This is a genomic window from Seonamhaeicola marinus (assembly GCF_008085455.1).
Genome location: NZ_VSDQ01000872.1, coordinates 1 through 322, shown reverse-complemented (window position 1 = coordinate 322; position 322 = coordinate 1). Strand labels below are relative to the sequence as shown.

Annotated in this window: 1 protein-coding gene; it reads left to right on the top strand. The window is 35.1% G+C overall.

The features are described from left to right. The coding region (locus FUA24_RS24525; protein WP_148546061.1) for an AAA family ATPase at positions 1-322 on the top strand (322 nt) is incomplete at both ends.

Sequence of the window (322 nt, the reverse complement as noted above, 5' to 3'; positions counted from 1 at the left end):
ATGACGAACGCGAAAACACCCTAAACCAATTATTAACTGAAATGGATGGTTTTGGCACAAATACCAACGTTATTGTACTTGCAGCAACCAATAGAGCCGATATTTTAGATAAAGCATTAATGCGTGCCGGAAGATTTGACAGACAAATTTTTGTTGATTTACCTGATGTGAGAGAACGTAAAGAAATTTTTGAAGTTCACTTACGTCCGTTAAAAAAATCAAAAGATTTAGATACTGACTTTTTATCAAAACAAACACCAGGTTTTTCAGGTGCCGATATTGCAAACGTATGTAACGAAGCAGCATTAATTGCAGCTAGAAA